Raw genomic sequence first — 19317 nt, forward strand, 5'->3', positions numbered from 1 at the left:
CGATCGGACAGACCTGCCCGATATCCGTCGGATCGAATGATCGTTGCATTAGGCGGGAATCACCGTCCAGTCTACCGGACCACCCCTGAACGCCACCGGGACCGAGGGACCGCGCCCGGCGTCGGCCTGGTATCACCCGTTGAATCGGGGGAAAGGCCACCTGGCAGGCGTTTTCCGAGCAGAACCGCTGCGGGCACGACCGTGGACCAGAGCGGACGGGGCGACCGGCGATCGCGAGGAGGCAGACGGGGCAGGCCGACCATGCGCGAGGGAGCCGGCTGGGGCCCGGCCGGGCGCGAGTACGGCGGCCAGGGGGGCGATGACACATTTCGATCGGGGGGGCGGAATGATCTTTCTTATCGGGCTGGCGGCCGCCGGCCTGCTGGGGCTGGGCTTCGTGGCCCAGCAGCACGCGGCGTACCGAGAGCCGCTCGGGCGGATGCTGCACCCGTCCTTGTTGCTGGATCTCATCCACAAACCGCTCTGGCTGGCGGGACTCGCCGCGATGGTGGGCGGCCAGATCCTCGGCGCGCTGGCCCTGTCCGGAGCGGACGTGGCCAAGGTCGAGCCGCTGCTGGCGACCAACCTGCTGTTCGCCCTGGTCATCGGGCGGATCGTCTGTAAGGAGAACCTGCACTGGAACGAGTGGCTGGGCGGGCTGATGGCGTCCGGCGGGATCGCGCTGTTCCTGGTGCTGGGCGAGCCGACGGGCGAGCACCCCACCGGGCCGGAGTCCGAGCGCTGGCTGGCGGCGGCCGGGATCGTGTTCCTGGCGCTGATCCTCGTGTCGATCGGACGGCGCTCCCCGCTCCAGACCCGGGCCATGCTGCTCGCCGCGGCCGCCGGGATGCTCTTCGGCCTGCAGGACGCCGTCACCCGTGGCCTGCTGCTGAGACTCGGCCACGGACTCTGGGCGATCGTCACGAGCTGGCAGCCGTACGCCCTGGTCATCGTCGCGATCTGCGGTCTGCTGCTGGCCCAGTCGGCCTTCGACGCCGCGCCGCTTCGTGTCTCCCTGCCCGCGGCGACCGCGGCGGAGCCGATCACGGGGATCCTGCTGGGAGTCCTGGTCTTCACCGAGCGGCTGCGGCTGGGCCCCGGACCGCTGGCCGGACAGATCATCGGCTTGGTCATGATGGTCTCCGGGATCGTCATCCTCGGCCGCTCGCCGTACCTCGCCAAACGGGAGAACAACGTCTCCGAGTGCCCGGAGGCGAGGCTGCCGTGACCGCCGTTCTCTTCGCGTTGCTCGCCGCGGCGAGCAACGCCCTGGCATCGGTGCTGCAGCGCCGCGCCGCGCGGTCGGCCCCCGAGGAGTCCGCCTTCCGCCCGGCCCTGCTGTGGGCGCTGATCCGCCGGCCGGTATGGCTGGGCGGCATCGGCGCGCTCATCGCGGGATTCCTCCTGCAGGCGCTGGCGTTGTCCCGAGGAGGGCTGGCCCTGGTCCAGCCTCTCTTGGTCGCGGAGCTGCCGCTGACCATGATCTTCCTCGGTCGGCTGTCCCAGGTCCACCTCGGCCGGCGCGTCTGGCTGGCCGTCGGCGCGATGACGGCCGGCCTGGCGGGATTCCTCGGCGCGGCGTCCCCCACGCCCGGCCGGCGCCCCCCGGGCGTGCTGATCTGGGTGATCGCCGCGGTGGTCACGGTCGGCGCGATCGTCGGGGTCGTGTTCCTGGCGAGGTCGACCTCCGGCCCGGCACGCGTCGCGCTGCTGGGAGTGACCGCCGGGCTCGGATTCGCCTTCACCGCCACGTTCATGAAGGCGACCACCGACCTGGTCGGCAAGGGCCTCGCCGTCCTGCTGACCTCGTGGGAGCCGTACGCGATGGTCGCGGCCGGGTTCGGCAGCCTGTTCCTCCTGCAGAACGCGCTGCAGAGCGGCACCCTCGTCGCCGCGCAGCCGGCGCTGACGATCACCGACCCGGTGGCCAGCATCCTGTACGGGGTCACGATGTTCGGGGAGGGAGTCCGGACGGGAGGCTGGGTGATCGCCGAGATCGCCGGGTTCGCGTTGATCTTTTACGGCACCCTCCGGCTCAGCCAGTCCCGCATCATCCAGCTGCGATCCGAGGCCGCCTGACGGCCCTTCGGACGCCGCCGAGGCCATCGCGCACGGACCATCTCGCGGGACGGACGGCCCGGTCTCGGCTCCGGTCCCGGTCCCGGTCCCGGCATGACGTCAGGGCGCGACGTAGGCCCGTTGCCGGATCCGGCAGAGACGGTGCTTCTTGCAAATCGCGGAATTTCTGCTGACCCGCGTCGCCGCGTTGGCGTCGGCGACGTTCTGTACGCCGCTGAGGTTCGCCGGACTCCGGATGGACACGACGCTGACGTTCCCCTCGCCGTTCCCGATCTTGTTGTGGTCGGTCGCCAGGCCCATGGCCGGGATCTCCTGGCGTACCGACGCCGCCGCGCCGGTACGCACCGACGCCGCGAGCGACACGAACATCACGACGCCGAAGAAGGCGATGAGGCGACCGGGAACGGTTCTTCTCATCCAGGACTTCCTTTCTCGGAACGGCCACCGCGACGTCCTCGCCGGACCGCTCGATGGGCGGAGGGCGGGGCGCCCGCGACACCCAGCGCGTCGGCTTGCATACCCGGTGCCCGTCCGCGCATCGCGCCTCGCGCGGCATGGAGGCAGATGATTACCCGCGCTTGTCCTCGCCCGGCCCCGCCGGCAGTCGCTCGACCGCGATCATGGCGGTGTCGTCGCCCAGGCGACCGCCCACATGGTCGAGCAGATCCTTGCGCAGCCGCTCGATGAGGGTGTCGACGTCATCGCCGGCCCGTTTCGCCAGACACGCCGTCAGGTCGAAGAAGGCGCCGGTACGGTTGCGAGCCTCCACCACGCCGTCGGTGTACAGCAGAAGGATGTCACCGGGTTCGAACGGGAAGGTCGTCGGCTGCGGTCCGGCGGACTTGACGAGGTCCAGTCCGAGCGGAGGAACCACCTCGTCCGGCTCCAGGGTGAGTACCCGGTTCCCGCGGAGAAGGAGCGGCGGCGGGTGACCGCAGAGGACCACGTCCACCTTCGCCTGGGCGTCGGGGATATCGAGGATGGACGCGGTGACGAAGCATTCGGAGGGGTTCGAGGCGGTGTCGATGAGCTCCGCGACGTCCCGGCAGACGCTGGACTCCAGACGCGGCACCAGCGCCCAGAGGGGCAGGTGCTGATGATGTGACGCCTCGCGGAAGGCACAGAGCAGCGCCGACGCCTCACCGACCGAGTCCAGTCCCTTGCCCCGAACGTCACCGATCAGCAGACGGGTGCCGTCGCCCGTGCGGGTGGCCGCGTACAGATCCCCGCCGATCCTCGCCTCCTCGGCTGCGGCCAGGTACATCGACGCGATGCGCAGGGGCCCGGACTGCCGAGGCAGCGGCCGGAGCAGGACCCGCTGAGTGATCTCGGAGACCGACCGGACGCGATGCAGGACCTTCTCGTGCCGCTCCTGGATCGCCCGGAAGAGCACGACGAACGCCGATACGGCGAATATTGCCAGCATCTCCATCCACTGGTCGGGTTTTGTCAGGCTGTGCCCTTCCACGCCTTCCAGCGCCCCGGCGGCCAGGGCCAGCGCTCCGATCAGCGCAGTGGCCCGCGGGCCGGCGAACGAGGCGGTGAGCGCGGGCGCCACCACGAGGAGCGGCCTCAGGTGGACGGTCGACGGTGTCAGGAAGTCGACGACCGAGATGATCGCAATGAGCGCAAGCGGGACGGCCACCAGGACATGGGCCAGATGGAGATCCTGGCGAAGGTCGGTGAGGCGCCGCGCGACCGCCACCCTCCCTGGTTATCACGCCATGGCCACCGGGCCGGATACGGGGTTCGCGGATTCGAGGCTCAGCGGGCGTGGCCGCACTGAGCTCGGTCCGCACCGCGCGGGCCCCGCGACGTGCTCAGGCGTCCGCGCGGCATCCCCTCACTGGGCACCGGCCTCCACCCCGATCGGCATGGACGGGTCGTCGTGGTCCTGCTGGGTGGTCTCCACGTCATCGCTCTCCGGCGGCGGGACCGGCTCCGCCTGCACCCAACCGTCGCGGTCCAGCGCGGTGAGGAAGGCGTCGACCAGCACGGGATCGAACTGCGTGCCGGCGAAGCGCCGCAGCTCCTCGATGGCGGTCTCGGCCGGCAGGCCGGGGCGGTAGGACCGTGTCGAGGTCATCGCGTCGAACGTGTCGGCCACCGCGAGGATGCGCGCGAACTCGGGGATCTCCTCGCCGGTCAGGCCCATCGGGTATCCGGTGCCGTCCACCCGCTCGTGGTGGTGCATGATGCCGCCGAGCGCCTCGTCGAGGAAGTCGATGCCGCGCACGATCTCCTCCCCGCGCATCGGGTGCAGTTGGACGGCGGCGTTCTCCTCCTCGGTGAGGCGGCCCGGCTTCTGCAGCACCTTCGTCGGCACGCCGAGCTTGCCGACGTCGTGCAGCATGCCGGCGTACCGGAGCCGGTTGATCCGGTCGGGGCGCATGCCGATCTGCCGGGCGATCATCACGGAGCCGTACGCCACGCGCTCGCTGTGGCCGCGGGTGTAGTAGTCCTTGGTCTCGACGGCCTGGCACAGCGCGGCGACGGTGGCGGCGTGCGCTCGCTGCTGGGCGACGATCTGAGTGAACGCCCAGCGGGCGATGAACACCGGCATCAGCACCAGCACCGCGGACAGCGGACCGGCGGCCGGCCAGATGCCCGCGATGAGCAACCCGATCATCCCGAAGCCGAGGCAGCCGGGGACGACCAGGCGCCCGAGCGCCAGGACCTCCCGCCAGGTCGCCTGCCGGCTGACGAGCAGGACGGTGGCCAGCAGCGCGAGGTTGACGGTGACGAAGGTGACCAGCGCGCCGACGAAAGGCCCCAGGACCTGGCCGGTCCAGTTGGCGTCGCCCCAGCGGTACGGATGGCCGCCGAGCGCTTGGAAGACCGCGCCCGCCGCGTACCCGCTCAGGGCGTACTGCGCGGCGTTGAACAGGCGCTTGATCAGGCCGATGTCGCGCCGGCCGGTGAGGATCGCGGTCACGCCGATCAGCGTGGCGCCGACCGGGCCGGCCAGCACCACGGCGGCCAGGCCCGCCGCGAAGCTCATGGACACGCGGGCGCGTTTGATCGTGAGGGTCGCCGCCGACGACTCGGTGATCACGAACAGGGCGGCGAGGACGGCGAGTCTCGGCCAGCACAGGCCCGTTAACGAGGACGTCGCGATGACGCCGATGGCCAGTGCGATGACGCCGCCGGCGTAGGCCCGGGCGGCGAGAGGCAGTCCACGCATACCGCTCTCCCTGGGGGACTGTGATCTGGGGGACTGTGACCGTAGTCACTCTGTCACAGATCGTGATCGTTGGCGAGAGTCGCGCGGGCACAACCTCCTCGACCCCGCGTCACCCCGGTCCGGCCGGCTGACGGCGGGGGGCCGTGATCGCTCCGGCGGGCCGGAGTACCGTCGGCGCATAAGTCCAGTTCAATCCTCTAAGTCCAGTTCAGCGCCTAAGTCCCCGTTCAACCTCCGAGCCAAGCGCAACACCCCCAAGCCCCAGTTCAACCCCCCGCCGGCACCGCCGGCCTGCCCGACCCTCTGGAGGTCAGGCCTTGGTCCCCCTCACCCCCCTCGCCGACGCGGCACCCCCGCCGATCACCTCGGCCGGGCACGCTCAACTACTGATCGCCGTCCTCGCGGGCATCGCCGTGATCGTCGTGCTGATCACGGCGTTCAAGATGCACGCCTTCCTCTCCCTCACGATCGGCTCGCTGGTGCTCGGAGCGGTCGCGGCCGCCCCTCTGGACAAGGTGGTCGACAGCTTCACCAAGGGGCTCGGCAGCACCGTCGCCAGCGTGGGCGTGCTGATCGCCCTCGGCTCCATCCTCGGCAAGCTGCTGGCCGACTCGGGCGGCGCCGACCAGATCGTCGACACCATCCTCGCCAGGGCGAGCGGCCGGGCCATGCCCTGGGCGATGGTCCTGATCGCCGGTGTCGTCGGGCTGCCGCTGTTCTTCGAGGTCGGCATCGTCCTGCTGATCCCGGTGGTGCTGCTCGTCGCCAAGCGCGGGAACCACTCGCTGATGCGCATCGGCGTCCCGGCCCTCGCCGGCCTGTCGGTCATGCACGGCCTGATCCCCCCGCACCCCGGGCCGCTCGCCGCGATCGGCGCCGTCCACGCCGACCTGGGCGTCACGCTGGCGCTGGGCATCCTGGTCGCCATCCCGACGGTGGTGATCTCGGGCCCGCTCTTCTCCAGGTACGCGGCGCGGTGGGTCGACGTCCCGGCCCCCGACCGGATGGTGCCGCAGCCGAACGCGGAGGAGACGGGGCGGCGCCCCGGCTTCGGCGCGACCCTCGTCACGGTGCTGCTGCCGGTCGCGCTCATGTTGGTCAAGGCGCTGGTCGACATCGTGATCGACGACCCGAAGAACATGACCCAGCGGGTCGCCGACGTGATCGGCACTCCGGTGATCGCCCTGCTGGCCGCCGTCATCCTCGCTCTGTTCACGCTGGGCCGCCCCGCCGGCTTCACCCGTGAACGCCTCTCGTCCGTCGTCGACAGCTCCCTCGCGCCGATCGCGGGCGTGCTCCTGATCGTCGCCGCGGGTGGCGGTTTCAAGCAGACGCTCGTCGACATCGGCGTGGGTCAGATGATCGTCGACTTCTCCAAGCACTGGTCGATCCCGGCGCTGGTCCTCGGCTGGCTGATCGCCGTCGCCATCCGGCTCGCCACCGGTTCGGCGACCGTCGCGACGGTCTCGGCGGCCGGCCTGGTCGCCCCGCTGGCGAGCGGGATGTCGAGCTCGCACACGGCGCTGCTCGTGCTGGCGGTCGGCGCGGGCTCGCTGTTCTTCAGCCACGTCAACGACGCCGGATTCTGGCTGGTCAAGGAGTACTTCGGGCTGAACGTCGGCCAGACCGTCAAGACCTGGTCGCTGATGGAGACGATCATCTCCGTCGTCGCCTTCGTCCTCGTGCTCCTCCTGTCGCTCATCGTCTAGCCCGCCGATCGGCGCCGCCGCCCCGTGGTCCCGAGGGGCGGCGGCGCCCGCGCGGTTTCACGGCCCGGGCGGCCCGCGTTGCTTTTGTGGGGAGTAGTTGCCGTCGGCGCTGACTGATCGATATCGGGATGAAATTCGTCGCTTGTGGCGAATGCGGTCGTACGCTCCGCTATGGTCTGGCCGGTACGGGGGCTGCCGATACGGAGGAAATGTGCGCCGTTCCCTGTTGGTCACCGGTCTGACGATGCTCGCGATCACCGCCTCGGCCTGTGGAGGCAAGGCCGGTGACGGCAAGAAGGACGTGGCGGCGGTCGCGCCGCGCGACGCGGCGGTGAAGCCGACGGCGACACCGGTCAAGGTCGTCGTCCTCGTCGACCGCAAGAAGAAGGCCGAGACGATGACGACGGCGGCGACCGTCCGCGACGTCCTCGCCCAGGTGGGCATTCAGCTGGGCAAGTACGACCTGGTCACGCCCGCCGCGGACGCCGCTCCGGCCGCGACGATCAAGGTGCTGCGGCTGTTGTCCGCGCCCAAGACCACCAAGGTCGTGATCCCGGCGTCCACGATCGAGAAGAAGGACGGCAAGCTCCCCGCCTTCAGCCGGAAGGTGACCCGGACGGGCCGATCCGGCTACAAGATGGTCACCACCGCGTACGTCCGGCGGCACGGCAAGAAGGTCAAGGCCGTCATCGACCAGAAGATCAAGCGCAAGCCGGTGTCGCAGATCATCGCGCTCGGCCCGCAGCCGAGCGGCGTCGGCTCGGCCGCCCGCCTCAACTGGGCGGCGCTGGCCAAGTGCGAGTCGGGCGGCAACCCGCGGGCGGTGAACTCGGCCGGGTACTACGGGCTATACCAGTTCAACCGGCAGTCCTGGGCGACGGTCGGCGGATCGGGACTGCCGAGTGACGCGCCGGCGGCCGAGCAGACCTACCGCGCGCAACTTCTCTACAACCGGGTGAACGGCCGCTGGCAGGGCCAGTGGCCGAACTGCGGCCACTACCTGTTCAGCTGAGGAGGTCGTACGGGCGGGGCGCCGGGGGAGCGCCCCGCCCGTGATGGGGGAATGGGGGCTTTCTGTGGGCGGGGCGCCGGGGGAGCACCCCGCCCGTGATGGGGGAATGGGGGCTTTCTATGGGCGGGGCGCCGGGGGAGCGCCCCGCCCATAACGGGGGATGGGGGTTTCATGGGCGAGGTACGGGGCAGTACCTCCCCATACCCGGGGGAAGGGGACTTCCTCCGGGCGGGGTGCGGGGGAGCACCCCGCCCGTAACGGGGGAAGGGGCAAGCCTGGGCCGCGACCGTACGCAGGGCGAGAGGGAACGACCCGATACGGGTCTGAGATTCTTGCCACCTGCGTGGGCGGGCGCCGGAGCCGGCCGTCGGAAAGACCGCCGGCGTCTTCACGACGCGTAAATGAAGGTATTCGGCGTATCAGGACACGTCAACATGGGTCTGTCGACAATGTCGAACAGATTCGCCCAGGTCAGCGAGGTGCCGGGACCGAGGCCACGTACAGCAGCCGGTCGAGGTCGACCAGGCGCATGAGGCGGCGCAGCCGATGACTCGGCCGGGCGAGCGTCAACCGGCCCCCCGTCCGGCCGGCCTCATTGGCGCACCGCACGAGAGCGCCCAGCCCCCGCGCGTCGCAGAACGCCAGACCGGCGGCGTCGATCACCACGTCGGGTCCGCGGCGGAGGATCACGTTGAGCACCAGTTCCTCGAAGGCGTCCGCGCCCGCGAGGTCGAGTTCGCCGCACAGTGACACCACCGGCGCCGCTCCCGGGCCCACCTGAACGATCGCCTCCAGCAGCGGGCCGAGGCTCTCCCGCTCCTCCCGTACGGCTCTGGCCCGGCCAAACGCGGACGAACTCATGAGCAACCCTTCCCCCATGGGATTCTCCCGCTCACGGATCGGCGGAGCCTGGCGCGCCCTGCCTTCGGGCGCGGGCGCCGGATCGCCGTCGCACGGTGCTCCGCCTGAATAAGAGCATGCTCGCCGAGCGGAGACGGGAGGCGCTAGGGCCGAAGGTCCCACGAAGTGCGATCGGCGAATGATGCCCCTACGCTGGCCGCCGTGCCGGAAATGATCGATTATCGGCGGTTCGCCGAGCGGCTGCGGCGGGTGATGCCGCGGTGGGATGACCGCGACCGCATGACGCCCGCCGAGTTCGCCGAGCATCTGGCGGACACCGGCCCGCGGTGGGAGCTGCTGCGCGCCTTCCAGGAGCAGTGGGGATACGAGCCGCCCGGCGGCGAACCCCGCTGGCCGCGCTGGTCGGAGTCCGAGCACCACGCGTACGTGCGCCGTCTCAAGGGCGAGTGGACCGGCGAGGAGGACGACGAGTTCGCCGGCGTCGACCTGACGCTGCCGATCCCGGCGGCCCTGGACGAGTGGTGGGACCTGCCGTTCAACTCCTTCACCTACCGGCCCCGGCTGTACTGGACGAACCCGGAATGGCCGCCGACGGTGCGCCCGGACCCCACCGGATACGGCGTCTCCGACGGGCTGCCGCCGGGCAACCCGTTCGTCGGGCCGGACGACGACCATCGGCTCTGCGTGTTCAAGGCGGAGTACCAGTACTGCAACGAGTGGGGCTACCTCGCCGCCGAGGCTGCGCTTCCCGACCCGAAGGTGCTGGTCAGCGTCGGGGAGGGCTGGGCCGTGCAGGCGCGGTCGATCTCGGAGTTCTTCCTGCAACTGGCCGTCATGCGACTGCCCGGGCACTACGGCTGGAGTGTGTGGCCGGACGACCCGGAGCCCGGCCTGGTGGACCGGATCCGGCGCGACTTCCCGGAGCTCGGCCTGCTGCCCTGGCGCGAGCTCGGCGCCAACACCGTCGCCTACGGCGCACCCGACGCGATCATCTACCTCGACGACGGGGACGCCGACTTCACCCTCCTCGTGCACGGCCGGACCCGTACGGCCCTTGAGGACCTGGCCCGTACGCTCGGCGTCGACTGGTCCGACGACATCCAGTCCCCGCAGGCCGACCGGCCGGACCCGGCCGACCAGGCCGAGCCGGCGGGGCCCGAGCCGCTGTCCCTGCGCGCCGGCGAGACCGACGCCGACGGACGGTGGACCGTCGAGACCGTCTCCGACCAGCCGTTCGCCGCTCCGGAGCTCGAGCCCCCGGCGGTGCTGAGCGGCGCCGACCGGCCGGCCGGGCTGACGGTCTGGGCCGCCGACCCGGACGTCGGCGTCGTCGCGGGCGATCAGGCCGGCGGCCTGCAGTTCTGGCCGGTCCCCCGGCCGGACGATCCGGCGAACGCGGAGACCTCAGCGGATGTGGGGACCTCAGCGGATGTGGGGATCCCGGCGGACGCGGAGACCTCAGCGGACGTGGGGATCCCGGCGGATGCGGGGATCCCGGCGGACGTGGGGGCCTCGGCGGTTCCGCTCGGCCCTACCGCGCATGACGCGCCGGTGACCGCGATCGCCTGCCGGCACTTCGACGGACCGGGTGGCACGGTGGTGAGCGGGGACGCGTCCGGTGTGGTGAACGTGTGCGCGCCCGGTGTCGAGGACCCGGAGGTGGTCGGCCTCTGGCGGCGCGGCGGCACGGTGGTCGCGGTCGGCCTCGAGTGCCTGGAGACGGGGCCGGCGATCGTCGCCGCCTGGAGCACGGGAACCGTCCGGGTGTGGGACTACGGCTCGGGTCTGACCGCGACCCTCGAGCTCAGGCCGGGCATCGAGGCGCTCACGCTGAACCCGGAGGGGACCCTGACCGTCGGCGGAGCCGGCGGGACCGCCACCCTGCGCCTCGACCTCGAACGTCTGTGGCCGAAGCGGGAGCTCAACGCGTACCTGCTCCGGCTGGACTGGGAGGAGATCGAGGGCGCGCGCGGTCCGGCCACCGAGCTCCCGGAACGGATCCTCGCGGCGGCGTCCGCCGACGCCAAGACCGCCGTGGTGGCGCTGGCGGACCTGCGCACGGCCCTGATCAAGGACGGCAGGGTCTTCCCGGCGACCGTGATGGCCGTTCCCTTCCTCGTCCTGATGGCCACCGACCCGGAGAACCGCGTCCGGATTCCCCTGCTGTCCCTGGTGACGGATCTCGCGCGGGCCGTTCCCGGACCGGTCGCCGCGGGAGAGCGGCCCGAAGAGTGGCCCGAACACGTTCGGTCCACAATCGTGACCCTTCTTCCCGTCGTGGCCGAGCTGCTGGACGGCTCCGATCCGGGCGTGCGGAAGGCGGCCGAACGGCTGCTGTCGGAGTTCCCCGACCAGGAGCCTGATTCATCGCGTTAGGGCGCGATTCTCCGAGAAGTAACGAACAGGTGAACCGGAAGATCACGTCCGGCGTCCTCTTCGAGACAGCGAAAGGGCGAGAATGCGACGAATGATCGTGGGGGCCGGCGCGGCTGCGCTGGCTCTCGGAATCGGCGCCGGCACGGCGCACGCGGCCACTCCGACGTGGCGGGTCACCCAGACGACGAAACTGCCGGGCGACGACGTCCTGAGCGACGTCACCGTCACGCCGACCGGGAGCACCTGGGCGGTGGGCAAGCGGTACGTCAGCGGCAAGACGCGGCCGGTCGTCCAGCACCTGTCCGGGACGACCTGGAAGGACGTGAAGCTCCCCGCCAGTTGGTCGATGGCGCTGACCGTCGTCGACGCCTCGTCGAGCAAGAGCGTCTGGGCGTTCGGCGGCGAGGACGGCTCGGTCGTGCACTGGAACGGCACGAAGTGGACGTCCGCGAAGTTCGCCGGTGGCTTCCGCGCGACCGACGCCGACGTGGTCAGCGCCTCCGACGTGTGGGCGGTGAACGGCGGTACCACCGCCCGCCACTGGAACGGCAAGAAGTGGACGAGCGTCAAGCTCCCCGCCCACATCGCCACCGTGCACGCGGTGTCCGCCAAGAACATCTGGGCGGGCGGCTCGAGCGGCGACAAGGCCGTGGTGGCCCACTGGAACGGCAAGTCCTGGAAGGTCGTCAAGACCGTCTCCCTGGCCAAGCCGGAATCCGACGCGACCACGTCCTTCGCCGACATCACCGTGTCGGGGAAGAACGTCTGGGCGGTCGGCTCGCAGTCGTGGTCCTGCGGTGAGGACGGCGACGACACCTGCTACAAGCCCCTGGCGCTGCGGCTGACCGGCACGAAGTCCAAGTCCTTCGTCGCCACGAAGGGTGTGGGGTACACCAAGGCCGCGGCCGACGGGTCGGGCGGCCTGTGGATCCTGCAGGGCGCGTGGAACCCGGCGCTCGTCCACGTCACGGGTGACGCGTTCGCCTCCTCGGCCGCGCCGCGTCCGGTAGGGCACGACGTCAGCCTGACCGCGCTGGCGAACCGGGCGGGCACGAAGACCGTCTGGTCGGTCGGCGGTTCGTTCCCCCAGGGCGACCCGGACGACCCGACCGGCGACGGCGTCTTCCTCCGCGCCGGCTGAGCCTCTCCACCCTCCGTACGGGCCCGGGACCCACGTCCCGGGCCCGTACGGCTTTCCGGGGCCTACGACGTCCGGGGCCTGCGGGATGGGCGGTTCAGCGGTCGGCCAGGCGGGCCAGGAGGGCGACCGCGCGGGCCAGCTCCCGCCGCTCCTCGGGGCTGAGCTCACTCGCCATCGCCTCGGCCAGCCAGCCGGCCCGCCTGGTCCGCTGGCTCCGCAGTTCGGCGCGGCCCGCGTCGGTGATGGTGAGCAGGGTCTTGCGGGCGTCGCTCGGGTGCGGGCCGGGGGCGATCAGGCCGAGGGCGGTGAGCTGCCCGACCGTACGGGCCATCGACTGGTGCCGCACCCGCTGGCGGTCGGCCAGCTCGGCGGTGGTCATGGCGCCTTCCCGATCGAGATGGCCCAGAACGGCGGCCTGGGGCGTGGGCAGGTCCTCCGGGCGGCGGGCCCGGCGCACCAGCCGCCCGACGACCAGTCGCAGCTCATGGGCGACCTCGTTGACGTCCACCTCGTCCACACCGAAGACTCTACAGCCGTGCTGTATATTCGGCATTGATATACAGCGTTGCTGTACAAATCCGGAACGGAGGGAGGTCGGCCCATGCGACTGACGAAGCTGGGGCACGCCTGCATCAGGATCGAGAAGGACGGCACGACGCTGGTGGTGGACCCCGGCGGGCTGACCGGGCCGGGCGCGCTGGACGGCGCCGACGCGGTGCTCATCACCCATGAGCACTTCGACCACTTCGACGAGGGCGCGCTGCGCGCCGCGCTCGACGCGTCGCCGGGCCTGCGGGTCTGGACCAACGGTGCCACCGCCGCCAAGCTCGAGGGCCTGGGCGGCCGGGTCACTGCCGTCGGCCACGGCGACGCCTTCGACATCGACGGCATCGGCGTCGAGGTGTACGGCGAGTGGCACGCGGTCATCCACCCGGACATCCCCCGTATCGGGAACGTCGGGTTCCTCGTCGACGGGCGCGTCTTCCACCCGGGCGACGCCTTCACCCTGCCGGAGCGGCCGGTCGACAACCTCATGGTGCCGATCAGCGGCCCCTGGCAGAAGGCCGCCGAGGTCGTCGACTACGTCCGCGCGGTCAAGCCGAACCGCGCGTTCTCCGTGCACGACGAGGTCCTCAGCGAGATCGGCAAGACGGTCGTGAACGGCCTGCTCGGGGAGAACGGCCCGGGGACCGGAACGGCGTACGACCGGCTCTCCCCGGGCGACGCGGTCGAGCTCTGATCCGCCGGGCGGGAGGCCGGAGATCTGCCGGGCGGGGAGGCGGGGATCTGCCGGGCGGGGAGGCGGGGATCTGCCGGGTGGGAGGCGGCGGGCCCCGCCTCCCGTACCGGTCTTCGCGTCATCGTCGCCGTCTCCCGGCTCGGGTGTTCCGAACGGTTCACGGCGTGTTCAGCGGGTGAACCTACGCTTCGCTGGGTACGTGGGCCGCCGACAGAAGGCGGGATCGAATGGGCGACTGGTCGTTCCTCGTAGTGGCCGTGGTGCTCACGGCCTTGGCTTTCGACTTCACCAATGGCTTTCACGACACCGCGAACGCGATGGCGACCTCCATCGCGACCGGCGCGCTGCCTCCCCGGATCGCGGTGGCGATCTCCGGCGCGCTCAACCTGGTCGGCGCGTTCCTGTCGACCGAGGTGGCCAAGACCATCTCCGGCGGCATCGTGGACGACTCGCTCGTCACGCCCGCGATGATCTTCGCGGGCCTCGTGGGCGCCATCGTGTGGAACCTCGTGACCTGGGTGTTCGGCCTGCCGTCGAGCTCCTCCCACGCGCTGTTCGGGGGACTCATCGGGGCCGTCTGGGTGGGCGCCGGCGTGAAGGGCGTCCACTTCTCCGTGGTCACGGAGAAGATCCTCATCCCCGCCCTCGCCTCACCGCTGATCGCGGGCGTGGTCGCGGTGACGGGGACCTACCTGGCGTACGTGATCACGCGGCGTGGCCGGCAGGGGGAGGTCACGCGGGGCTTCCGGGTCGGGCAGATCGCCTCCGCCTCGCTGGTGTCGCTGGCGCACGGCACGAACGACGCCCAGAAGACGATGGGCGTCATCACCCTCACGTTGATCTCCGCCGGCGTGCTCTCCCACGGCTCCGGGCCGCCCTGGTGGGTGGTCACGGTGGCCGGGCTGGCGATCGCGCTCGGCACGTACATCGGCGGTTGGCGGATCATCCGCACGATGGGCCGGGGGCTGGCCGACATCCAGTCTCCGCAGGGATTCGCGGCCGAGACCTCCGCGACGACCGTGATCCTGGCCTCCTCCCACCTGGGGTTCGCGCTGTCGACGACGCAGGTCTGCTCCGGCGCGATCCTCGGCGCGGGCATCGGCCGCCGGCTCGCGGAGGTGCGCTGGAGCGTCGCGGGCCGGATGCTCCTGGCCTGGGTGTTCACCCTGCCCGCGGCCGCGACGGTCGGCGGGCTGGCCGCGGCGGTGGCGCAGCAGGGCACCGCGGGGATCGTGGTCGTCCTAGTCGCGGCCATCGCCGTCGCCACCGCGATCTACGTGGGGTCCCGCCGGAATCCGGTGCACGCCGCGAACGTCAACGACCAGCCGACCACGGCGGTCATGTCACCCTCCGCCGTGTGAGAGGCAGCGCGATGAACATCAAGTGGAGCGCCCTCGGAGAGGTGGCCCTCGTCGCCCTCGCCGTCGGGGTGTCGATCGTCGCGATCTTCGCGGTCGGCGTCCTCGCCTGGTCGGTGCGCCCGGCCGCGAGCACCGGCCGCGGCCGGGACGGCGCGCTCAGCGCCGTCGCCGCCGGGCTGTGCTTCCTGGCGTGCGCACTGATCGTCTGCTACGGCATCTACCTGATCGTCCCGCAGTTCCACTGACCGGGTCCGGCCGGCGGCCGCCGTCGCCTCGGCCCGGAACCGGCGGGGCGGGAGGCCGCCCTTTCCCGGTCCGGGACCGCCCTACCGTGACCGGCGGGACCGCCCCCGCCTGAGCCGTGCGGAGTGGAGCGCCACGGCCACGGCGCCCCCCAGGCCGATCAGGCCGAGGATCACCGCCAGGTGGACCCCGTACGCCTGGGGGAGCCGCGACGGGTCCCCGGCCCGGCGGCCGAGCCCCAGCACCATCGGCAGAGCCACGGCCGAGACGGACGCCGCGAGCACCAGCGACACGCGGATCGGCCGGCGGTACGACGCCGGCAGCCGCCCGGTGAGCAGCACCACGCACAGGACGAGCGGAACCAGCAGCAGGTCGTGAACGAGCGCCGCGCCCGCGAACCAGACCAGCCAGCCCGCCGGGTGGGTGTCGGCGGCGTCGCGCAGCAGCCCGACGCCGCCGACGCCGATCAGCGTCGCGCCGGCAGCGTAAGGGATGAGGCGTCCTCTCATGACGTGTGCACCACCAGCCGGGCGATCCACTTGGTCTGCAGCACGCCGGGGCGGTCCGGAGCGATCAGCCGGCAGGGGTACCCGTGGTCGAGCGACAAGGGCTCGCCGTTCAGCTCCAGGGCGAGGAGCGTGAGCCCGTCGTGCCAGTGCGGCGGGTCGACCTCCGAGACGCGATACCGCCCGCCCGCCTCCATCGACTCCACCCGGACTCGCGCGTCCGCGTCGACGCCCGCCGCGTGGAGGACGTCGCGGAGCCGTACCCCGGCCCAGGTCGCCTCCGCGCTCCACCCCTCGACGCACGCGATCGGCAGTCGTACGACGTGCCGTGGCATCGCCTCCAGCTCGGCGAGGGAGAGGGACAGTTCGCGGGCCACGTCGCCGGTGACGGCGAGTCGCCAGGCCCGGTCCCGGGTGACGCCGGCGGCCGCCGCCGTCTTGTTCACCGGCAGCCGCTGCGGCCCGACACCCGGTCGGCGCGGGGCCAGCAGCGCGAGCCCGCCGAGCGGGGTGAACGTCTCCCCGACGGTCGTCAACCCGACCAGCCCGCACGCTCCCGCGACGGTGGCGAGGAACCCTCGGCGCGAGGGCCCCACGGGACGCGCCCCCGGACCGCCCCGTGACGCGGCCGGGCGCAGGCCGCGCACCTTGGCCCACTCGTTCGCGACATGGATGACCAGCGCGCCGAAGACGATGTAGGCCGTCCAGTAGTGCGCCGCCGTGAAGAAGAACGGGAACGGATAGAAGTAAGCGATGTTGAACAGTCCGGTGACGAGCTGGAACAGCGCTCCGCCGACGAGCGGAAGCACCAGCGCGCGTTCGAGCGCGTGCCCGGCCGAGCGCACCGGTGGCCACTGCCACAGCCTCGGATAGACGGTCCACAGCTTGGCGAGCAGCAGCGGGATCGTGACCAGACCGCCGATCACGTGCGCGCCCTGGGTGAGCCGGTACAGGCCGACCGGCCGTGACGGCCAGACCGCCCATCCTGGTGGATGCTGCATGAAATGGCTGATCAGCCCGGTCACGAACGCGACCGTGAAACTGACGCCGAGCCACACGCCGAGCCACGCTGCGGTCCGCTCGTCCCGTTCGTCGTGCTCGCGGGAGGCGAACCGCCCGATGGCCCTGATCAGCCGAGCGGGGTCAGGTCGGCGAAGCATCGCCCGGCCTCCGTCCACACCTCGGCCACCCGCAGGCCGGCCTCTGCCGCGTACGCGCCGACCGCGTCGCGCGCGACGTGCGACCAGCGGAACCAGTCGCTCACCTGCCGCGCGTCACGGAGCCGCACCCACTCCGTACGCGTCGCCGCGCCCAGCTCGGCGATCGCCCGACCCCGCCGATGCAGCAGCGCCTCGACGCGGCGCAGCAGCGCGGCCGGGTCGCCGCCGATGCCGATGTTGCCGTCGGCGAGCAGCACCGTCTTCCACCGCCCCGCGCCCGGGACATGGTCGAACACGTCACGGAGCAGGGCCAGCCCGCCCGCCGCGCGCGTCATCTCGACGGCGTACGGCGTGATGTCGATGCCGAGCGCGGGCAGCCCGCGCTCGGCGAGCGCGACCGTGAGCCGCCCCGGCCCGGACCCGACGTCGAGCGTCGGCCCGGCGCACCGGTCCAGGAGGGCGTCGTCGCCGGGCCGCCCGTCGCACCACTGATCGACAGGCAGGCGCTCCCGCCGCCCGTCGGCGTGCTCGAGCTCCACCGACCCGAGGCCCGCGAGCGACCCTTCGTACAGCCCGCCGATCATCGCGCGGCTCCTCGTGTGGGGGCGGCCGCCAGGTGCCGCGTCCGACTGATCGCCGCCAGCGTGGCGGCGAACCGGGTGCCGGGCGCCCGCTCCGCCACCCGTACGGCGTCGGCGGCGGTGTCCACGTCGGTCAGCGTGTCGAGGGTCGTGACCCGCAGGCCGCGCAGCCGGGCGCGCTGACGCGCCCCCGTGTCCGCACGGGACATCGGCACGCCGAGGAGCAGACGGGGATCGGGTCGCCGCAGGCCCAGGAGCCAGAATCCGCCGTCGGCGGCGGGGCCGAACACCGCGTCGCCGTCGTCCAGGCTCCGAGCGGCCCGGTCGAGCTCCGCCGGGGTGACCTGAGGTGTGTCCATACCGACCAGGACCGCGGGCCCGTCCGTCTCGGCGAAGGCGTTCGCGAGCCGCTCGTCGAGCCCGCCGCCGCGCTGCGGGATCACCTCGAACCCGTCCGGCAGCCACCGGCCCGGCCGGCCGGCGAGGACCAGCACCCGCCGTGCCGCCGGGGTCGCGGCGACGGCGGCGAGGGTGTCGGCCAGCGCCGCCTCCGCCAGCGTCGCCGCCTGGACGGGCGTGTACGGCGGCGTCAGCCGGGTCTTGACCCGGCCGGGCACCGGCTCCTTGGCGATCACAAGCAGCGTCGTCGCGCCCCCGAATACCGTCTCCCGGCCCGTCCCGTCGCCGTCGGCGGGAGCGGTCACGCCACCGCCGGCGGGAGTTGTGATCCCGTCCCCGGCAGGAGCGGTGGTCCCGTCCCGGGCAGGAGCGGTGGTCCCGTCCCGGGCAGGAGCGGTGGTCCCGTCTCCGGCCGATGCGGTGATGCGCTGTCCGGCCGCGGTGGTGATGCGCTGTCCGGTGGAGGTGGTGATGCCGTCTCCGGCCGGCGCGGTCATCTGGCCTCCAGTACGCGCCGCATGTCACGGACGGCCTGGAGCGTGCCGCGGACCGTTCCGGTGACCTTCGACCGGCCGGTACGGGGGTGGTAGGCGACGTCCGTCTCGGCGATCCGCCAGCCCCGGGCACGGGCGCGCAGCACCATCTCCAGCGGGTATCCGGATCGCCGGTCGGTCAGGTCGAGGTCGAGGAGACGGGCCCGCCGCGCCGCCCGCATCGGGCCGAGGTCGGTCAGACCGGCGCGGCGCGCGACGATGGCGTTGCCGAGTCGGGCGTGCGGCGGCCAGGCGCGAAACGACACCGGCCGCCGCCGGCCCAGCGCCAGGTCCGCACCGACTTCGCCCACGCGGCCCTCGCCCACACACCCCGCGCCCACGCGGACAACGCCCAGGCGATCAACGCCCACGCGGTCAACGCCCACGCGATCCGCGTCGGCGTCCACGCGATCCGCGCCCGTGCGGTCCGTGCTCGCACGGTCCGCCCGGAGGCGGGCCGCGTCCGGGCGGTAGGCGTCCGCGCTCCGCGCGTCCGGGGCGGCGTCCGTCAGCAGTCCGACGACCTTGGGCAGGTCTGCCGGGTCGAGGGAGGCGTCGGCGTCCATGAAACAGACGATGTCGGCGGTCGCGGCCAGCAGCCCGGCATGGCAGGCGGCGCCGAAGCCGCGGCGCGGCTCGTGGACGACGAGCGCGCCGTGGGCTTCGGCGACCTCCGCCGAGCCGTCGGTCGAGCCGTTGTCGACCACGATCGGGCGATGGCCCTCGGGCATCCGCGTCAGCACCCATGGCAGGGCGGCGGCCTCGTCGAGGCAGGGCAGTACGACGTCGATCATGCCGACGACGCTACGCCGGGACCCCTGCGGACAACCCTTACGGAGTGATGACGTGTACGGCGCGAACCCCCTGGTCAGCCCTAGTGTGAATACGTGATCAGCTTTAGTGCGCCGGTGCGGTCGCCGAGCCGGAAGGGG

Annotated in this window: 19 protein-coding genes; 9 read left to right on the plus strand and 10 right to left on the minus strand. The window is 72.1% G+C overall.

The window, feature by feature from the left end; translation table 11 throughout:
* The first annotated feature begins 346 nt into the window (after positions 1–346).
* A complete protein-coding gene (locus AB0K82_RS08895) occupies positions 347–1228 on the plus strand; it encodes a DMT family transporter (RefSeq protein ID WP_364394518.1) in 882 nt (293 codons plus the stop codon).
* Positions 1225–2079, plus strand: a complete 855-nt coding sequence (locus AB0K82_RS08900) for a DMT family transporter (protein WP_364394520.1) — start codon at positions 1225–1227, stop codon at positions 2077–2079. Before AB0K82_RS08895 ends, AB0K82_RS08900 begins: the two co-directional genes overlap by 4 nt.
* A 99-nt stretch (positions 2080–2178) precedes the next feature.
* On the opposite strand, the gene AB0K82_RS08905 is transcribed toward AB0K82_RS08900, so the two are convergent.
* The 3 genes from AB0K82_RS08905 to AB0K82_RS08915 form a co-directional block, all read right to left on the minus strand.
* Positions 2179–2496 carry a hypothetical protein gene (locus AB0K82_RS08905; protein WP_364394522.1) on the minus strand — a complete coding sequence of 106 codons (318 nt, stop codon included), beginning with the start codon at positions 2494–2496 and terminating at the stop codon, positions 2179–2181.
* A 151-nt stretch (positions 2497–2647) separates the two neighbouring features.
* Complete coding sequence (locus AB0K82_RS08910) at positions 2648–3784, minus strand: PP2C family protein-serine/threonine phosphatase (RefSeq protein WP_364394524.1); 1137 nt, start codon at positions 3782–3784, stop codon at positions 2648–2650.
* 138 nt (positions 3785–3922) lie between these two features.
* Entirely contained in the window at positions 3923–5263 is a 1341-nt protein-coding gene (locus AB0K82_RS08915; RefSeq protein ID WP_364394526.1) for an HD-GYP domain-containing protein, read from the minus strand.
* A gap of 317 nt (positions 5264–5580) precedes the next feature.
* On the opposite strand from AB0K82_RS08915, the gene AB0K82_RS08920 reads away from it, so the two are divergent.
* Both AB0K82_RS08920 and AB0K82_RS08925 read left to right on the plus strand, forming a co-directional pair.
* Positions 5581–6972: a gluconate:H+ symporter gene (locus AB0K82_RS08920; RefSeq protein WP_364394528.1), complete on the plus strand. Its 1392-nt coding sequence runs from the start codon at positions 5581–5583 to the stop codon at positions 6970–6972.
* A 211-nt stretch (positions 6973–7183) separates the two neighbouring features.
* On the plus strand, positions 7184–7984 hold the full coding sequence (locus tag AB0K82_RS08925; protein ID WP_364394530.1) for a transglycosylase family protein: 801 nt from the start codon (positions 7184–7186) through the stop codon (positions 7982–7984).
* A 471-nt stretch (positions 7985–8455) separates the two neighbouring features.
* On the opposite strand, the gene AB0K82_RS08930 is transcribed toward AB0K82_RS08925, so the two are convergent.
* Positions 8456–8845: an STAS domain-containing protein gene (locus tag AB0K82_RS08930; protein WP_364394532.1), complete on the minus strand. Its 390-nt coding sequence runs from the start codon at positions 8843–8845 to the stop codon at positions 8456–8458.
* 201 nt (positions 8846–9046) lie between these two features.
* On the opposite strand from AB0K82_RS08930, the gene AB0K82_RS08935 reads away from it, so the two are divergent.
* Together AB0K82_RS08935 and AB0K82_RS08940 are read left to right on the plus strand one after the other, a co-directional pair.
* On the plus strand, positions 9047–11221 hold the full coding sequence (locus AB0K82_RS08935; protein WP_364394534.1) for a hypothetical protein: 2175 nt from the start codon (positions 9047–9049) through the stop codon (positions 11219–11221).
* Positions 11222–11312: 91 nt separating this feature from the next.
* The gene (locus tag AB0K82_RS08940; protein ID WP_364394536.1) at positions 11313–12362 is read left to right on the plus strand and encodes a hypothetical protein; all 1050 of its coding nucleotides are present in this window, start codon (positions 11313–11315) and stop codon (positions 12360–12362) included.
* Between the two features lie 94 nt (positions 12363–12456).
* Here the strand turns inward: AB0K82_RS08940 and AB0K82_RS08945 are convergent, their stop codons facing one another.
* A complete protein-coding gene (locus AB0K82_RS08945; RefSeq protein WP_364394538.1) occupies positions 12457–12879 on the minus strand; it encodes a MarR family transcriptional regulator in 423 nt (140 codons plus the stop codon).
* A gap of 84 nt (positions 12880–12963) precedes the next feature.
* On the opposite strand from AB0K82_RS08945, the gene AB0K82_RS08950 reads away from it, so the two are divergent.
* From AB0K82_RS08950 to AB0K82_RS08960, 3 genes are all read left to right on the plus strand, one after another.
* Positions 12964–13602: an MBL fold metallo-hydrolase gene (locus AB0K82_RS08950; RefSeq protein ID WP_364394540.1), complete on the plus strand. Its 639-nt coding sequence runs from the start codon at positions 12964–12966 to the stop codon at positions 13600–13602.
* Positions 13603–13829: 227 nt separating this feature from the next.
* On the plus strand, positions 13830–14963 hold the full coding sequence (locus AB0K82_RS08955) for an inorganic phosphate transporter (RefSeq protein ID WP_364394542.1): 1134 nt from the start codon (positions 13830–13832) through the stop codon (positions 14961–14963).
* On the plus strand, positions 14960–15208 hold the full coding sequence (locus AB0K82_RS08960) for a hypothetical protein (protein ID WP_364394543.1): 249 nt from the start codon (positions 14960–14962) through the stop codon (positions 15206–15208). Before AB0K82_RS08955 ends, AB0K82_RS08960 begins: the two co-directional genes overlap by 4 nt.
* A gap of 81 nt (positions 15209–15289) precedes the next feature.
* Here the strand turns inward: AB0K82_RS08960 and AB0K82_RS08965 are convergent, their stop codons facing one another.
* The 5 genes from AB0K82_RS08965 to AB0K82_RS08985 are packed head-to-tail and all read right to left on the minus strand — an operon-like array spanning position 15290 to position 19179.
* Complete coding sequence (locus tag AB0K82_RS08965; protein WP_364394544.1) at positions 15290–15715, minus strand: hypothetical protein; 426 nt, start codon at positions 15713–15715, stop codon at positions 15290–15292.
* Positions 15712–16872, minus strand: a complete 1161-nt coding sequence (locus AB0K82_RS08970) for a molybdopterin-dependent oxidoreductase (RefSeq protein WP_364394546.1) — start codon at positions 16870–16872, stop codon at positions 15712–15714. The genes AB0K82_RS08965 and AB0K82_RS08970 overlap by 4 nt, the downstream gene beginning before the upstream one ends.
* Complete coding sequence (locus AB0K82_RS08975; RefSeq protein WP_364394548.1) at positions 16842–17456, minus strand: methyltransferase domain-containing protein; 615 nt, start codon at positions 17454–17456, stop codon at positions 16842–16844. The genes AB0K82_RS08970 and AB0K82_RS08975 overlap by 31 nt, the downstream gene beginning before the upstream one ends.
* Complete coding sequence (locus AB0K82_RS08980; RefSeq protein WP_364394550.1) at positions 17453–18349, minus strand: TIGR04282 family arsenosugar biosynthesis glycosyltransferase; 897 nt, start codon at positions 18347–18349, stop codon at positions 17453–17455. The genes AB0K82_RS08975 and AB0K82_RS08980 overlap by 4 nt, the downstream gene beginning before the upstream one ends.
* Positions 18346–19179, minus strand: a complete 834-nt coding sequence (locus tag AB0K82_RS08985) for a glycosyltransferase (RefSeq protein ID WP_364394552.1) — start codon at positions 19177–19179, stop codon at positions 18346–18348. Before AB0K82_RS08985 ends, AB0K82_RS08980 begins: the two co-directional genes overlap by 4 nt.
* Positions 19180–19317 lie beyond the last annotated feature (138 nt).

This window comes from Actinoallomurus sp. NPDC052274 (assembly GCF_040679475.1).
Classification (GTDB): domain Bacteria; phylum Actinomycetota; class Actinomycetes; order Streptosporangiales; family Streptosporangiaceae; genus Actinoallomurus; species Actinoallomurus liliacearum.

Bases quoted from the DNA above. Each gene is read 5' to 3' on its own strand.
- AB0K82_RS08895 (WP_364394518.1), top strand. From the start codon at position 347: ATGATCTTTCTTATCGGGCTGGCGGCCGCCGGCCTGCTGGGGCTGGGC.
- AB0K82_RS08905 (WP_364394522.1), bottom strand. From the start codon at position 2,496: ATGAGAAGAACCGTTCCCGGTCGCCTCATCGCCTTCTTCGGCGTCGTG.
- AB0K82_RS08915 (WP_364394526.1), bottom strand. From the start codon at position 5,263: ATGCGTGGACTGCCTCTCGCCGCCCGGGCCTACGCCGGCGGCGTCATC.
- AB0K82_RS08930 (WP_364394532.1), bottom strand. From the start codon at position 8,845: ATGAGTTCGTCCGCGTTTGGCCGGGCCAGAGCCGTACGGGAGGAGCGG.
- AB0K82_RS08940 (WP_364394536.1), top strand. From the start codon at position 11,313: ATGATCGTGGGGGCCGGCGCGGCTGCGCTGGCTCTCGGAATCGGCGCC.
- AB0K82_RS08950 (WP_364394540.1), top strand. From the start codon at position 12,964: ATGCGACTGACGAAGCTGGGGCACGCCTGCATCAGGATCGAGAAGGAC.
- AB0K82_RS08955 (WP_364394542.1), top strand. From the start codon at position 13,830: ATGGGCGACTGGTCGTTCCTCGTAGTGGCCGTGGTGCTCACGGCCTTG.
- AB0K82_RS08965 (WP_364394544.1), bottom strand. From the start codon at position 15,715: ATGAGAGGACGCCTCATCCCTTACGCTGCCGGCGCGACGCTGATCGGC.
- AB0K82_RS08970 (WP_364394546.1), bottom strand. From the start codon at position 16,872: ATGCTTCGCCGACCTGACCCCGCTCGGCTGATCAGGGCCATCGGGCGG.
- AB0K82_RS08975 (WP_364394548.1), bottom strand. From the start codon at position 17,456: ATGATCGGCGGGCTGTACGAAGGGTCGCTCGCGGGCCTCGGGTCGGTG.
- AB0K82_RS08980 (WP_364394550.1), bottom strand. From the start codon at position 18,349: ATGACCGCGCCGGCCGGAGACGGCATCACCACCTCCACCGGACAGCGC.
- AB0K82_RS08985 (WP_364394552.1), bottom strand. From the start codon at position 19,179: ATGATCGACGTCGTACTGCCCTGCCTCGACGAGGCCGCCGCCCTGCCA.